Raw genomic sequence first — 14,914 nt, 5'->3', positions numbered from 1 at the left:
GCTTCGTCGGCATCATGCGGGAACTAGCGCTCGCGCATGATCTCGTGCCGGTAGCGCTGCAGCGGCGATAGCAGGTAGCTCAGGATGGTGCGCGAACCGGTCCTGATCTCGACGGTCACCGCCATTCCCGGCGACAGGCTGACGAGGCGGTCGTCCACCTGCATCTGGGTGCGATCGAGCGAGATGCGGGCGCTGTAGCTCAACTCCTGCCCGCTGGGCTCGCTGCTGTCGCGTTGTGTCGCGAGCGGACGGTCGCTCCCGCGCTCCTGCGGCCGGTCGCGGATGATGGCGTCCTGCGAGACGCTCACGACCTGGCCTGCGAGAAGCCCGTAGCGGGTGAAATTGAAAGTGTCGATTTTGATGGCAGCACCCTGCCCGGCCTCGACAAATCCGATATCGCGATTGGAGATCATCGCCTCGATCTCGAGCCGCGTATCGGTCGGCACGATTACCAGCAGCGACTGCGCGGGCGTGACCACGCCGCCCACGGTGTGGACCGCAAGCTGCTGCACGACGCCGTCGACCGGCGACGTCAGTTGCTGAAGCCTCGTCCTCTGCTGCGCCTTGATCAGATCGCGTGCGACGCCATTGGCTTTCTGTTCGCTCTTAGCCAGCTCGTCGGAGAGACTCTTCCTGTACTCGGCCAGGGCTTGGATGCGGGTCTCCCGGATCGCGGCGACGGCCGCCTTGGCCTCCTTCAAGCGGCTGCTCTGGACGCGAAGCTCCTCCTGCTGCTCGATCTGGAGCTGGAGGGTCTCATAGTAGGTCAGCTTCGAGCCGATCTCCTTCTCCATCAGCGTCTTGCGGATCTCGACACGCTGCTGGGTGATCGGCAGCAACGCATCAAGCTTGTGAATCGTCGCCGCAATCGTCTGATGTTCGGCCTCCTTCTGCGCTTCCTGACGTGCCAGCGCCGCGAGCTTGGCCCTGTTCTCGCTGACCTGATTGGCGAGGAGCTGCCGTTGCGTCGCAACCAGCATGGGATCGGCATCCTCTGGTACGACGAGATCAGCGGATACCCCTTCGCCGCCCGCCAATGCGGCGCGGAGGCGCGCGACGTTGAGCCGTTCGGCCATGAGATCGTCGTGCAGACGATCGCGCTCTGCGGCGTTCACCGTCGGATCGAGCTCGATCAGCAGGTCGCCCGATTTGACCGATTGCCCGTCCTGCACGTGAATGGCGCGCACTACGCCGGTCTCGAACGGCTGGACAACCTTGCTTCGCCCGCTCGACACGACCTTGCCGGTTGCGGAGGCCACGATGTCGATCGTGCCCCAGGCCGACCAGGCCAGCGCCGCGCAGACAAGCAGCATCAGGGCCAGGGCGATGGCGCGGCCGATCGGCGATGGCGGTGTCTCCGTGATTTCCAGCGCCGCCGGCAGGAAGGCGACTTCCTCGGCGCGCCGGCCCTTTCCATTCCGGAACGGGATCACGGTCTGCTCCGGCCGAGCCGCCGGCACAGTGCTAGCCGACCTCATAAATGCCTCCCTGGAGACGATGCAGGGCGGCGTAGCGGCCGCCGGTCTTGATCAGCGCATCATGCGTGCCGTCCTCGACCAGACGGCCGCGTTCCAGGGTGAAGATGCGATCGGCGCCGCGGACGGTGGACAGACGGTGCGCGATGATCAGGACGGTACGGCCTTTCGCGATCTCCTTCATGTTGTCATGGATGATCCGCTCGCTTTCATAGTCGAGCGCGCTGGTGGCTTCGTCGAAGATCAGGATCCGGGGATTGCCCACCAGTGCGCGGGCAATCGCAATGCGCTGGCGCTGCCCGCCCGAGAGCGTCGAGCCGCGCTCGCCGACCACCGTATCGTAGCCCTCGGGGAGCTCCAGAATGAAGTCATGCGCGCCCGCCAGCTTCGCCGCATCGATGATGCGGTCCACCGGCAGGCTCGGATCGGCCAGGGCGACGTTGTCGCGCACCGACCGATTGAACAGCATGTTGTCCTGGAGCACGATTCCGATCTGCCGACGGAGCCCGGCCGGGTCGGTCGTCATCAGATCCATTCCGTCGACCAGCACGCGGCCGCCTTGCGGAACGTAGAGCCGCTGCACCAGCTTGGCGAAGGTGCTTTTGCCCGAGCCGGACGATCCGACGATGCCGACGGTTTGTCCGGCTGGAATATCGAACGAGACATCGTGCAGGATCTCCGGCCCATCGGGCCGGTAGCGGAAAGACACGTGCTCGAAGCGGATGTTGCCCCGGATCGGCGGCAGCCCCGCGCGGGCGGCGGAGTAAGCCGGCTCCGCCGCGCTGTTGAGGATGTCGCCGAGCCGCGCGATCGACAGCCGCGCCTGATGAAAATCCTGCCAGACTTGCGCGAGCCGCAGCACCGGGGCCGACACCCGCCCCGCGAAGATGTTGAAGGCCACGAGCTCGCCGACCGTCAATGCGTCACCGATCACCAGCCTGGCGCCGACATAGAGAATGGCGGCAGTGACGACCTTGCTGACGAGCTGCACGAGCTGGCTTGCCGTGTTGCCGAGGCTGGTGACACCGAAGCTCGCGGAGACATAGCCGGCGAGCTGCTCTTCCCAGCGGCGCTGCATCTGCGGCTCGACCGCCATCGCCTTCAGCGTTTCGATGCCGCTGACGCTCTCGACCAGGAAGGCCTGGTTCTCCGCGCCGCGGCGGAATTTCTCGTCCAGCCTGCGGCGAAACAGCGGCGTCGCCACGGCCGAGATCGCGATGTAGAACGGGAACGATGCCAGCACGATGAAGCTCATCTGCGCCGAATAGGCGAACATCACGGCCAGGAACACCGAGGTGAAGACCAGGTCGATGAGAAGCGTCAGTGACGAGCTGGTGATGAAATTGCGGATGTTCTCGAGCTCGCGGACCCGGGCCACGGAATCTCCGACGCGCCTGGCCTGAAACCAGGCCATCGGCAGCGCCAGCAGATGATGGAACAGCCGTGCCCCGAGCTCGACATCGATGCGGTTGGTCGTGTGCGCAAACAAGTAATTGCGTAGGATCCCAAGCACGGTGTCGAACAGGGAGACGACGACGAGGCCGATGACGAGAACGTCGAGCGTGGACAGTGAGCGGTGCACCAGCACCTTGTCGATGACGACCTGGAAGAACAGCGGCGAGACCAGCGCAAAAAGCTGGAGGAAGAACGAAGCCGCCAGCACCTCGCCCAGCAGCCGCCGGTATTTGCCGATCGCGCCGATGAACCAGGTGATATCGAAGTGCCGCCCGAGGTCGGACAGGCCGGCGCGCCGGACCATCAGGATCAAGCCGCCGTCCCAGATCGCGCTCAGCTCGTCGCGATCCATCAGCACCGGGCGCTGTGCCTCCGGGGACTGCACCAGCACCTTGTCGGCGGAGGCCTTTGCGATGACCATGAAGCCGCCGTCCCGCAGCATTGCGATCGCAGGCAGCGGGGTGTCCGACAGCCGGCTCCACTGCGTTCGATAGGTTCGCGCTTTAAGTCCGAGAGACCTGGCGCAGCGGACGATATCCGCTACGCCGAAGCTTGCCGCGCCCAGCCGGTGCCTGAGCTGCTCGCGATCGGCCGCAACACCCTGCAGATGCAGCAGCGTGAGCAACGCATCGAGCCCCGTGTCGGTGGAGACCGCATTCGTCATCATGCGCGTTCTCCGGGCCGATTCAGCGAGAACGCAATGGCGTGAAGTCGAATCGAGCTTGGCCAGCAGCCGCGCTCTATCCGGTCCCTCCCCCCTTGTGGAGGAGGGACCGGGAGGGCGGTGCCCCACGGGGATTCTTTCCGACGTTCGGCCGCTAACACTGCATCTTCAACCATCGGCACCTTTTCCTGGGCTACCCCTCTCCCTAACCCTCCCCCGCAAGGGGGGGGAGGGAACGCACCTCCGTCGGAGCGCTAGTGAGGCTCTTCCCATCAGGCCTTACTGTCAGGCGTGCTGCGGCGGTGCGAGCACCTGGCTCTGCGTCGCGTGCGGATCGGGCAGCGGCATCTCGCCGTTCCCCTCACCTGCCGGGACGAAGCTGGCCGCCATGGCCTGGTTGAGCAGCATCGCGGCCGCGAACGCTCCGCCCTGGATGACGACGTTGTTGCCGGTGCCGCCGTCCAGAATGTCGAGGCCCCCGCCGCCGATCAGCACGTCATCACCGGCACCACCTGCCAGCGTGTCGTTGCCGGGGCTGCCGATCAGCACGTCGTCGCCGTTGCCGCCATTGGCAACGAGCTGGATGCCGCCGTGCAAGCCGGAAGCCGTGATGACGTCGTCGCCATCGAGACCGTTGATGACGATCCTGTCGCCCGCGCCGGCATCGGTGATGTTGATGTCCTGGCCAAGCCCCGACACCGTGATGATGCCGTCGTGCTCGGTCACCGTGATGACGTCGTTGCCGCCGGTTGCGTTGATGGTCACGGTATCAGCGGCGCCGTCATTGGCGCCGAGATCGAGGTCGACCTGGCTGACGCCGGTGCCGGAGAGGTCACCGACGGTAATGTTGTCGGCACCGCCGAGAGCATTGAAGTCGACATGTTCGACCCCGTTCAGGTCCATCGCAATGGCGGCGACATCCCGCGTGAACAGCACCCGACCGCCATTGGCCGAGATGTTGATGGTCTCGCTGATATTGGCGCCGTTGAATGCCAGCGTGTCGGAGCCCTTCCCGCCTTCGACGGTGTCGCTGCCGTCGCCGGGATTCCAGACGAAGGTGTCGTCGCCCGCGCCGAGATTGGCGAAATCGTTGCCGCGTCCGCCGTTCACGATGTCATTGCCGGCGCTGCCGGTGATGGTGTCATTGCCGTCGCCGCCGTTGATGTTGAGGCTGAACGACTGTCCCGCCTTGATGGTAGAGGCGTTGATGACGTCATTGCCTTGTCCGCCGTTGATGCCGAGCACGTCACCGGTGTCCGCGTGCGCAACCATCACCTGCGCAGCGAGGCCGTTGACCACGATCGATCCGCCGGAGGTCACGACCGATATGTTGTCGTCACCGATCGTGCCGTTCACGGTCACGCGGTCCGCAGCGCCATCGCCGCTCTGGCCGCCGGGGCCGGCACTGAGGTCGATGGCAACCTGCGTGATTCCTGTCCCGGTCAGATCGTTGACGGTGATGTTGTCGGCGCCGCCTGCCGCCGCGATCTGCACGTGCTCGACGCCAACGAGGTCCATGACGATAGCACCGACGTCACGGGTGAGTAGCGCACGGCTTCCGTTCGCCGAGATCGACATGGTCTCGGCCACATTGGCGCCGTTGAACACCAGCGTATCGGTTCCCGTGCCGCCTTCGACAGTGTCGCTGCCGTCACCGGGATTCCACGTGAAGATGTCGTCGCCTGCGCCGAGAAGCGCGACGTCATTGCCGCGGCCGCCGATGACCTTGTCGTTGCCGTCGCCGCCGATCAGGGTGTCGGCTCCCTGGCTGCCGGTGATGGTGTCGTTGCCCGCACCGCCGTCGATGGTCAGCCCGATCGCCGCGCCGAGCGTGGATGCATCGATCACGTCGTTGCCGCCGAGCGCCTGCACGACCAGCCGGTCGTTGCCGGCCTCTGCATTTGCGATCGTCACGACCTCCGGCAGCCCCGTGACCGTGACCGTTGTGCCCGCGGCTGTGACCTCGATGTGCTGATTGCCGTTGCTGCCGTTGACGGTCACCGTATCAGCAGCGCCGTCGCCTTGCGTCCCTCCCGGAACGGCTCCGAGATCAACCAGCACCTGCTTGACGCCGGTCCGGGTGAGGTCGCCGACGGTGATGTTGTCGGCGCCGCCACGCGCATCGAATTCGATCTGCTCGACGCTGTTGAGATCCATCGTGATGTTGGCGACATCGCGGGTGAAGCGCACCCGGCCGCCATTGGCCGAGATGTTGATGGTCTCGTTGATGTTGGCGCCATTGAAAAGCAGCTTGTCGCTGCCCGAGCCGCCCTCGACCGTGTCGCTGCCGTCACCGGGATTCCAGATGAAAGTGTCGTCGCCACTCCCGAGCTGGGCGACGTCGTTGCCGCGTCCGCCATTGACGATGTCGTCGCCGCTGCCGCCGATGATGAGGTCGTTGCCGTCGCCGCCGATGATCCGGTCGTTGCCGGCGCCGCCATCGAGCGTCAGCGAGATCAGGCTGCCGAGCCCATTGCCCGCGGTGATGACATCGTCGCCGCCGCCGCTGTGCAAGACGAGATTTTCAGTCGTGCCGATGTCGAGCGAAAACGGCGCCGCGCCCGTCCCGTCGAGCCGCACGCGGGTGCCGTTCGCCGTGATCGTGAACGTCTCGGCGGCGTTGTTTCCGTTGACCTGAGCCGTATCGTTGCCCTCACCACCTTCGAACAGGTTGGTGCCGCCGCCGGGATTCCAGATCATGACGTCGTCGCCGGCCTCGCCGAACAGCTGGTTGTCGCCGCTGCCGCCGTCCAGGACGTCGTTACCCGCTCCGCCGAACAGCAGATCGTTGCCGCCGCCGCCCTTGATCAAATCGTTGCCGGCCTGACCAAACAGGAGGTCGGCTCCCGAGCCGCCCGTGATCCTGTCATTGCCGTCGCCGCCGAAGATGTGCACCGCCGGCATCGGTCCGTGGCATTCGTCGACGGTGATCGTGTCGTCACCGCCTTGACCGAAGATGTCGATCGCGGTGGTGTTGTCGACCGTGGGTTCGCCACCAACCGTTTTCACGTGCCCGTTATCAACCAGGATGCGGCCGGACTTGTCGCGACTTATCACGAGGCCGTTATTCGCGCTGTCGCCGAAAATGATGAGTTGCCCCGTAACCGGGGAAAACACAGAGGTAATGGACATCCAAATGATCCTTCCGACCTAGCCCCTCCCTTCGACGCGTAGCATTCGCGCACATGACATTCTTGAACCGTTGCTTGAGACGCGCGTGATTATTCTGGAGATTTCCTCCAGTTTTGCTTCGGGGCAGTTTCCGACAGCGGATGCGAAGGCTTGCTCATCACGAACCGCCTGATCACGGATCACGCGTAACGCCCCCGTGATTTTCAACGCGCGCGGAAGAACGCAGCTCGAGGCAATGAAGGCACTTTGGGCGAAGGTCGGCATCCGCGATGTCGAAACTCGCGAACAAGATCGCCGGCGAGCGCGAACGGGAGAGATCACGGTTCACGCCTCGGCCACCGCGATCAAGGAATGCAAAGCCGCTTGATGATGGGGATAGGAGTGCGCGGCTGATCGCATCGACAGCCGCAACCAGCTTCAGGCCAAAAGGTCGACCCGTGTTACGCCGACTTCTTCTTCGGCTTCGGCTTGGTCGCCTTCGGCATGACCGGCGCCTCCGGCGTGCCCTCGATCGAGGACAGGCGACCGGCCGTGAAGGTATAGATGCCAGCGCGCGGACCGGTCGTCCAGGTCACGACCGCAACGCGCCTGCCGGCGGCATCACCGGAGAGGTTGACGCTCGAGGGCGCGCCGATGCCGCGCACCACATCGCATTCGGTGTGGCCGAGCGCGACGGTGCCGCCCATGGGAGCCGGCGCGGTCGTCGACGCATTCGCATCAGCCGGCCCGGGCGGCGGCGCCATGCCGGCACAAGCCCCGTCGGCGCTGACCAGATCCTCGGCCCCAACCGGCTTGTCGGGGGTCAGCGGCGGCGACTCAATCGAGATGCTTTTGATGAACAGGCGGCTGGGCGTGTTGAACCACTGGGCATCCCTGGACAACAGATCGGTCCCGCCCGAACAGCCCGCAACCAGCGGGGCTACGGCCGCCAACGCAATTATGAGCGAGCTGGGAAGCTTTTGATGTCGCACGATAAACTAAAATCCCCGAGTGAAGGATCGGCCCTAAGCAATTGTAGCAACATCACTTTGCGGCACGAAGGTGACAAAAGCCATCATCACCCGAAAAGTGCAAATTATCATTAATTGCGAGCGACCGCTAATTCCGCTTCTGCCACCGGCCCCGCTCGTCAGCCTGCCAATAAGTGACATCAAATCCCCGCGCCTTGCAATCCGTCCAGGCGCTGCGGGCGAACGCAAGCGCGTCCGGATCGTCGCCGTCGAACAGCAGCACCATGCGCTCATAGGCCTGCGCGTCCTGCGGCACCGCGGCGTTGTCGACGAGGAAGCGGACATTGGCACCGTTCGGATTGTCCTCCTCGACCGCCAGCACGATCGGCTGATCGGCGGCGTCGCTCACCCGCCATGTCGCGTGCGGCAGGAAGGAATCGTCGCGATAGGTCCACAAATGAGCGTCGAGCGCATCGGCGCGCTCCGGCGAATTCGACTGCACCACGACGCGCCAGCCGCGCTCGAGCGATTTCTCGAGAAGCGGCGGCAACACGTTCTCCACCGTCATGTTTTGCAGATGGTAGAAAAGGACTTCAGTCATCTCGGGTCATTTGCGCTCGTAATGGTCGGCGACCAGACGGTCGAGCAAGCGAACTCCGTAACCGCTTCCCCAGCTCTGATTGATGTCGGTCTTCGGCGCGCCCATGGCGGTCCCAGCGATGTCTAGATGCGCCCAGGGCGTGCCGTCCACGAAGCGCTGGAGGAACTGTGCCGCGGTGATCGAGCCGCCATGGCGGCCGCCGGTGTTCTTCATGTCGGCGAACTGGGAATCGATCAGCTTGTCGTATTCGGGGCCAAGCGGCAGGCGCCAGACCTTCTCGCCGCTCTCGATGCCGGCCGCCAGCAGCCGCTCGGCAAGCTCGTCATTGTTGGAGAACATGCCGGCATGCTCGGTGCCGAGCGCGACCACGATGGCGCCGGTCAACGTCGCGAGATCCACCATGAATTTCGGCTTGGTTTTCTTGGCGACGTACCAGAGCACATCGGCAAGCACCAGGCGGCCTTCCGCGTCGGTGTTGATGATCTCGATGGTCTGGCCCGACATCGAGGTGACGATGTCGCCTGGGCGCTGCGCGTTGCCGTCCGGCATGTTCTCGACGAGGCCGATGGCGCCGACGACGTTGACCTTGGCCTTGCGTGCCGCGAGCGCATGCATCAGGCCGACGACGCAGGCAGCCCCTCCCATGTCGCCCTTCATGTCCTCCATGCTGCCGGCCGGCTTGATCGAAATGCCGCCGGTGTCGAAGCAGACGCCCTTGCCGACGAAGGCAACCGGCGCCTCACCTTTCTTGCCGCCGTCCCAACGCATGATCACGGTGCGGCTCGGCCGCGCCGAGCCCTGGCCGACGCCGAGCAGAGCGCCCATGCCGAGCTTGTCCATGGCCTTGACGTCGAGGACCTCGATCTTGACGCCGAGCTTGCGGAGCAGGCCTGCGCGGCGCGCGAACTCCTCGGGAAAAAGCACGTTCGGCGGCTCGTTGACGAGGTCGCGCGCAATGATCACGCCGTCCACGATCGCAGCCGCCGATGTAAACGCCTTCTTCGCGGCGACCACGTCGCCGACCGCAAACGAGACGTCGGCGCGCGTGCCGCCCTCCTCGCCATCCTTCTTCCTGGTCTTGTAGCGGTCGAACTTGTAGGTGCGCAGCCGCAGGCCCGAGGCGATCGCGACCGCCTGCTCGCTGGTCATGGCGCCGCCTGGAAGTTCCGCCATGATGGTCATGGCCGCCGCCCCGGCCGGAAGCTTGCTCGCCGCCACGCCGCCGAATTTGAGGAAGTCGTTCGCCTTCAGGCCGGCCGCCTTGCCGGCACCGATCACGATCAGGCGGGTGGCCTTCACGCCTTCGGGCGCAAGGATGTCGAGCGCAGCGCCGCTTTTGCCCTTGAAGGCGGCGGCGGTGGCCGCCCGCTTCACGAGTTCGGTGGCCCCGCCGAGCGCCTTGGCGGTCGCCGGGCCGAGCTTCAGGCTGTCGTCGCAGAACACGACCATGATGCCACGGGCGGCGGCAGACAATGGAACGAAGCCGACCTTGATGGCATCGGACATGAGTAACTCCTTAAAACATTGCGCTTTTTACCGATCGGCGGTCCCGGCCACGGGCCGGAGCTGAACGGCGATTCACTGAGCGTGCCGCACTATGGGCCACCGGCCCGGCAGATGCCAAGCACCCCCCGTGGCCGAGGGGCCACAACGAGGGAAATATTAACCATATATTGAGGGTGCCACGGGGCAGCCATTTTGTTGACGGATCAAAGGGATGGTACTGAGAGAGTAAGCCGGCGGATGAGATGGTTGGCCGACCTTGGGGATCCTCTTGCGGGGATTGGTTGGACAGGCGGAATTCCGGCCGGCATTGGGGACTTGGTGGGATTCGTGCGGTAGTGCATGGGGTCAATCGATAGGTATATCTTCCGCACGACGCTCGCGTCGTTTGCGCTGGTCCTGGTCAGCCTCACGGGCGTGATCTGGATTACGCAAGCGTTGCGCGGCATCGACCTGATGACGAGCCAGGGTCAGACCATCCTGACCTTCCTCGGGATCACCAGCCTCGTCGTGCCCGCGCTGGTCCTGATCATCTCGCCGATCGCGCTGATGATCGCGATCTCGCATACGCTGAACAAGCTCGCGACCGATTCCGAGATCATCGTGATGAATGCCGCCGGCTTCTCGCCATTCCGGCTGTTCTATCCGTTCTTCTACGCCACCTGCGTGGTGGCGCTGCTGGTCGCCTTCATCGCGGCCTATCTCGCTCCCGACGGCATGCGGCGGATCAAGCAGTGGGACGCCGAGATCACCGCAGACGTGCTCACCAACATCCTGCAGCCCGGCCGCTTCGCCCAGCTCGACAAGAACCTGACGATCCGGATTCGCGAACGCCAGCCCGGCGGCATCCTCGCCGGCATCTTCATCGACGACCGCCGCGATCCGAACGAGCGGGTCTCGATCGTCGCCGAGCACGGCGAAGTCGTGAAGAACGAGACCGGATCGTTCCTGGTGCTGGAGACCGGCAATCTCCAACGCTTCGAGGCCGGCAAGCGCGATCCCGCGCTGGTGGCGTTCGGCCGCTACGGCTTCGACATGTCCAAGTTCTCGGGCCAGGGCCGCGACGTCACCCTCGGCATCCGCGAGCGTTATCTCTGGGAGTTGCTCTCGCCGTCCGAGGACGATCCCGTCTACAAGCAGATTCCCGGCCAGTTCCGCTCGGCCCTGCATGACAGCCTGCTGGCGCCGATCTATCCCTTCGCCTTTGCCGTGCTGACCTTCGCGTTTCTGGGTGCGCCTCGCACCACGCGCCAGAGCCGCAATTTCTCGATCGGCTCCTCGATCCTCGCCGTGTTCGGCCTGCGCATGGCCGGCTTCGCCTGCTCGGTGATGGCGGTGAAATCGCCGGGCGCGGTGCTGGTCCAATATGCCATGGTCATTGGTGCCATCGGCGTCGGGCTGGCGATCATCATTGGCGGCCTTGTGGTCGAACCGCCGCCGCGCCTCATGGAGGCCATCAACAGGTCGAACGCGCGCATTGCGCGGCTGTTCGGACGGCCGGCCACCGCATGAGCATGCTCACCAACACACTCGGGCGCTATTTCGCCGGCCGTTTCGTGGTCGCGGCGCTCGGCGTGTTCGCCGGCATTTTCCTGCTGCTGGTGCTGGTCGATTACATCGAGATGGTGCGCAAGACCTCAGGGCTCGCATCCGCCTCCGCAGTCATGGTGGCCGAGACCTCGCTGTTCCGCGTGCCGCAGCTTTTGGAGAAGCTGACGCCGTTCTGCATGCTGATCGGCGCCATGACCTGCTATCTCGCCCTCTCCCGCCGGCTCGAGCTCGTCGTCGCGCGCGCCGCCGGCGTCTCCGCATGGCAATTCATCTCGCCGGCGCTCGGCAGCGCGCTCCTGATCGGCGTGATCGCCACCGTCGCCTACAATCCGATGTCGGCCAATCTGCGCGAGCTGTCCAAGCGCATGGAAGCCGAGCTGTTCGGCTCGGCGCCCGGCGGCGGCATTCAGGACGCCTCCGGCTTCTGGCTCAACCAGAAGACCAGCGACGGCGAGACGATCATCAATGCGGCGCGCAGCGAGCAGCAGGGTATCCGGCTCACCGGACTCACGCTGTTCCGGTTTGACACAGAGCAGCACTTCAAGGAACGGGTCGAGGCGCGCGAGGCGACGCTCGAGGCCGGCCGTTGGCTGTTCAAGGGCGTCCGCCGCTTCTCGCTGGATTCGCCGCCGGTCGATCAGGCCAGCCTGGAGATTCCGACCACGCTGACCGAGGCCCAGGTCCGCAACAGCTTTTCCACACCCGAGACTGTGTCCTTTTGGCAACTACCGAGCTACATCCGCTCATCCGAAAGCTCGGGCTTCGCGACAGCCGGATACCGACTCCAGTATCAGAAGCTTCTGGCACAGCCGTTTTTGCTTGCAGCCATGGTGATGCTCGCGGCCTCCGTGTCGTTGCGCTTCTTCCGGATGGGCGGCGTGCAGAAGATGGTTTTGAGTGGCGTGGGCGCAGGCTTTCTGCTCTACGTTCTGTCGAAAGTGACTGAAGATTTGAGCAAGGCTGAGTTGATGCATCCGATCGCTGCGGCGTGGTTGCCCGTGGTGGTGGGCGGCCTCACCGGCTTTTTGGCCTTGCTGTATCAGGAGGACGGATAGTGACGGCCGTCCACCGAGGGCCCGTGTCTCGTTTGACGCGGCGCACATTGGTGCGCGCGAACGGGTGTGGCTTGTCCATTCGCAGATTCCTGCTTGCTGTCGCCGCCGTGGCATCGCTCGGTGGCGTGATGGACGTTGCCGCCGTGACGCCGGCCTCCGCCCAGAGCTTCACCTACAATCCGCTGCCGCCGCGTGCGAAGCCGCCGAAGGCCGTCAACGACAACCAGATGCTGGTTCAGGCGACCGAGGTCGATTACGACTACAACAATTCGCGCGTCTCCGCGGTCGGTAACGTCCAGCTGTTCTACAACGGCACCAGCGTCGAGGCCGACAAGGTCATCTACGACCAGAAGACCAAGCGGCTCCATGCCGAAGGCAACATCCGTATGACGGATGCCGACGGCAAGATCACCTATGCCGAGATCCTGGACCTGTCCGACGACTACCGTGACGGCTTCGTCGATTCGCTGCGCGTTGATACGGCCGACCAGACCCGCATGGCGGCGAGCCGCTCCGATCGCTCCAGCGGCAACTACACGGTGTTCGAGAACGGCGTCTACACGGCTTGCGCGCCGTGCAAGGACGATCCGAAGAAGCCGCCGCTCTGGCAGGTCAAGGGTGCGCGCATCATCCACGACCAGCAGGAGAAGATGCTGTATTTCGAGACGGCGCAGCTCGAATTCTTCGGCGTGCCGATCGCCTATATGCCCTATTTCTCGACGCCCGACCCGACCGTGAAGCGCAAGACCGGCTTCCTGATGCCGGGCTTCACGTCGAATACGCCGTTCGGCTACGGCGTCGAGGTTCCGTTCTACTGGGCGATCGCGCCCGACATGGACGCCACCTTCAACCCGCGCATCACGTCCAGGCAGGGCGTGCTGTTCCAGGCCGAATTTCGCCAGCGCCTGATGGACGGCGCCTATCAGATCCGCGTCTACGGCATCGACCAGCTCGATCGGAGCGCGCTCGCTGGCCAGCCCGGCGACAAGCAGTTCCGCGGCGCCGTCGACACCAAGGGTCAGTTCGCGCTGAACGACAAATGGGTCTGGGGTTGGGACGGTGTCCTGATGTCCGACTATTATTTCTTCTCGGACTATCGGTTGTCGCAATATCGCGATCCGCTGGGCTCGTTCCTGTATCTGCCGACGGATGCACTCTCGCAGCTTTACCTGACCGGTGTCGGCAATCGCAGCTTCTTCGACGCGCGCACGATGTACTGGCTGAGTTACTCGGGCAACCAGAACCAGGTGCCGGTCGTCTACCCCGTGATCGACTACTCGAACGTGCTGAACTATCCAGTCTTCGGCGGCGAGTTCAGCTACAAGACCAATTTCGTGAACCTGTCGCGTGACACCGCGGTGTTCGATCCGATCACGACGCTCGCCAACACCAACAGCCTGTGCACGACGGTGTCGGCCGATCCGCTCGCGCGTACGCCGTCGCAGTGCCTGCTGCGCGGCTTCCCGGGTACCTACACCCGCCTGACGGCGGAAGCGCAGTGGCGCAAGTCCTTCACCGATCCGTTCGGTGAAATCTGGACGCCGTTCGCCATTCTCCGCGCCGACGCGATCAACTCCTCGGTCTCCAACCAGCCGGGCGTGTCGAACTATTTGCCCGTCGGCGATACCCAGGCGCTCCGCCTGATGCCGACCGTGGGCCTCGAATACCGCTACCCCTTCATCAACGTTCAGCCCTGGGGTTCGACCACCATCGAGCCGATCGCGCAGATCATCATCCGGCCGAACGAGACCTATGCCGGCAAGCTCCCCAACGAGGACGCGCAGAGCATGGTGTTCGACGCCTCGAACCTGTTCAGCGTCGACAAGTTCTCCGGCTACGACCGTGTCGAGGGCGGCGGCCGCGCCAATGTCGGCGTGCAGTCCACCACGCAGTTCGACAGGGGCGGAGCCATCAAGACGCTGTTCGGCCAGTCCTACCAGCTGTTCGGCATGAACTCCTTCGCGGTCCAGGACTCCATCAATACCGGCGTGGATTCCGGCCTGCAAAGGCCGCGCTCCGACTATGTGGCGAGCGCCGCCTATTCGCCCAACAGCACCTATACGTTCAGCGTTCGCTCGCGCATGGACGAGCAGACCTGGAACGTGCAGCGCTTCGAGGCGGAAGGCCGCGCCAACTTCAACCGCTGGTCAGTCAGCATGCTGTACGGCAATTACGCGGCGCAGCCGGAACTCGGCTATCTAACCCGCCGCGAGGGCATCCTGACGTCAGGCTCGATCAAGCTCGCGGCCAATTGGGTGGTCACGGGCTCGGCGCGCTGGGACCTTGAGGCCAACAAGATCAACCAGTATGTGCTCGGTGCCGGCTACGTCGACGATTGTTTTGTGCTCGGCTTGAACTATGTAACTGCGTATAGCTATTCCGCAGGCTCGACCCCGCCCGTGCTGAACCACGCGATCATGTTCCAGATCGGCCTGCGCACGCTGGCGAACACAGCGACCACCAGCAGTTCCGGCGGCGGACTCCAGTGAACGGTTTGAAGGTGCCGGCCGCGTGTTCCCGATCGCAGG

General features: G+C 64.4%; 9 protein-coding genes. 3 read left to right on the top strand and 6 right to left on the bottom strand.

Annotated elements, in window-relative coordinates; genetic code table 11:
* Nucleotides 1-23 precede the first annotated feature (23 nt).
* The 6 genes from IVB36_RS09960 to IVB36_RS09935 form a co-directional block, all read right to left on the bottom strand.
* A complete protein-coding gene (locus tag IVB36_RS09960; protein ID WP_247391402.1) occupies nt 24-1,478 on the bottom strand; it encodes an HlyD family type I secretion periplasmic adaptor subunit in 1,455 nt (484 codons plus the stop codon).
* Entirely contained in the window at nt 1,465-3,597 is a 2,133-nt protein-coding gene (locus IVB36_RS09955) for a type I secretion system permease/ATPase (protein ID WP_018459087.1), read from the bottom strand. The genes IVB36_RS09960 and IVB36_RS09955 overlap by 14 nt, the downstream gene beginning before the upstream one ends.
* Before the next feature lie 282 nt (nt 3,598-3,879).
* The gene (locus IVB36_RS09950) at nt 3,880-6,726 is read right to left on the bottom strand and encodes a calcium-binding protein (RefSeq protein WP_247391400.1); all 2,847 of its coding nucleotides are present in this window, start codon (nt 6,724-6,726) and stop codon (nt 3,880-3,882) included.
* A gap of 440 nt (nt 6,727-7,166) precedes the next feature.
* Nucleotides 7,167-7,658, bottom strand: coding sequence for a hypothetical protein (locus IVB36_RS09945; RefSeq protein ID WP_018459090.1), 492 nt, complete (start codon nt 7,656-7,658; stop codon nt 7,167-7,169).
* A 166-nt stretch (nt 7,659-7,824) separates the two neighbouring features.
* Nucleotides 7,825-8,277 carry a DNA polymerase III subunit chi gene (locus tag IVB36_RS09940; protein WP_018459091.1) on the bottom strand — a complete coding sequence of 151 codons (453 nt, stop codon included), beginning with the start codon at nt 8,275-8,277 and terminating at the stop codon, nt 7,825-7,827.
* Nucleotides 8,278-8,283: 6 nt separating this feature from the next.
* Nucleotides 8,284-9,783 carry a leucyl aminopeptidase gene (locus IVB36_RS09935; RefSeq protein ID WP_018459092.1) on the bottom strand — a complete coding sequence of 500 codons (1,500 nt, stop codon included), beginning with the start codon at nt 9,781-9,783 and terminating at the stop codon, nt 8,284-8,286.
* 339 nt (nt 9,784-10,122) lie between these two features.
* Between IVB36_RS09935 and lptF the strand changes: the two genes are divergently transcribed.
* The 3 genes from lptF to IVB36_RS09920 are packed head-to-tail and all read left to right on the top strand — an operon-like array spanning nt 10,123 to nt 14,875.
* On the top strand, nt 10,123-11,292 hold the full coding sequence (gene lptF, locus IVB36_RS09930) for an LPS export ABC transporter permease LptF (protein WP_018459093.1): 1,170 nt from the start codon (nt 10,123-10,125) through the stop codon (nt 11,290-11,292).
* Nucleotides 11,289-12,386 (top strand): LPS export ABC transporter permease LptG, encoded by a 1,098-nt coding sequence (gene lptG / locus IVB36_RS09925; protein ID WP_018459094.1) that lies wholly within the window; start codon nt 11,289-11,291, stop codon nt 12,384-12,386. Before lptF ends, lptG begins: the two co-directional genes overlap by 4 nt.
* Nucleotides 12,386-14,875, top strand: coding sequence for an LPS-assembly protein LptD (locus IVB36_RS09920; RefSeq protein ID WP_026233733.1), 2,490 nt, complete (start codon nt 12,386-12,388; stop codon nt 14,873-14,875). Before lptG ends, IVB36_RS09920 begins: the two co-directional genes overlap by 1 nt.
* Nucleotides 14,876-14,914 lie beyond the last annotated feature (39 nt).

It is taken from the genome of Bradyrhizobium sp. 35, from assembly GCF_023073215.1.
Classification (GTDB): domain Bacteria; phylum Pseudomonadota; class Alphaproteobacteria; order Rhizobiales; family Xanthobacteraceae; genus Bradyrhizobium; species Bradyrhizobium canariense_D.
This window is presented reverse-complemented; position numbering and strand designations above follow the sequence as displayed.